Annotated in this window: 1 protein-coding gene; it reads right to left on the bottom strand. The window is 44.0% G+C overall.

The window, feature by feature from the left end; genetic code table 11:
* A partial coding sequence (locus tag FJZ26_06335; protein MBM3230024.1) for a 50S ribosomal protein L7ae occupies window positions 1–401 on the bottom strand: 401 nt, incomplete at its 3' end.
* Window positions 402–1009 lie beyond the last annotated feature (608 nt).

Raw genomic sequence — 1009 nt, 5'->3', positions numbered from 1 at the left:
GCTTCTTTCTTTTCAGCCTGCTTTGGCTTTTGCCCTGCAAGGGGCTGCTTGAGTGCCTCGGCAACATCCCTAATTAGCTCATTTGAGTTGCCTGCCTTTTCAACTGCAACTGTTGTGGTTGGAACCTGCATGCCCGCAGCTGTCCCAAGCTCCTTTCTTGTTGCAACATAGCAAAACGGAATGCTTTTTTCAGATGCAATCATTGGAATGTGCATGACCACTTCCTCGGGGTCGACATCCTCTGCAATTACGACAAAAACCGCCCTTCCTGACTCAACGGCCTTTGTCACTTCGTTGACGCCTTTTCTTATCTTTCCCGTGTCCTTTGCAACAGAGATTGCCTCAAGCGCCTTTGCACTGACATCCTTTGGAGTCTCAAATTTCACGTAACTCTTTGCCATAATCTCACACCTCACGAAAGTGCTTTTTTCGTTTCGTTTCATTGGTTTTGTCTTCATGCAGCAAGTTGACAGGCACGGTTGTCTTTTTTCAGCTTGCCGCACTGCACGACAAAATTAGTAGTCTATTTAGCGATGCCCCAATTTTTAAACGTTTTTGTCAGGCAAGCAGTACCCAAAACTTAGTGCAACCCCACCTTGCAAGCCCCTCCGCCCATAATCCAAGGCCTTTTCAAAAACCGCCTACTACTAAAGGCATAAAAACCCATGTTGAGCGTCTAAATCAATTCTTGAAGGTGTTTATTTTGAATAAGGCAACAAACGTGGAATCGGGGTGGGGCAATTGAAAGAAACAAAACCAAAAAAAAATCATCCAATTCGCAAACGTGAAACTGATTATTCCTGAAGATGTGGAATCATTCAAACCAGATGAGCTTCTCTCCTTTGCCTCAAATTCAGAAAACCCTGAAGCAAAGCGGGTTGCAGCAGGCAAAAATGCAATACTTTATTATATGTGGCAAATACCAGCAAGAAATCCAAACCAAGACATTGTTGCAATATATCTAGATGAACGTCTTCCCAAAAAAACGCGTGCCTTTGCGCGAAAAATG

This window comes from Candidatus Parvarchaeota archaeon, assembly GCA_016866895.1.
Classification (GTDB): Archaea; Micrarchaeota; Micrarchaeia; order Anstonellales; family VGKX01; genus VGKX01.
Note: the sequence above shows the minus strand (reverse complement) of the source record. Positions and strands in the feature narration are given on the sequence as shown.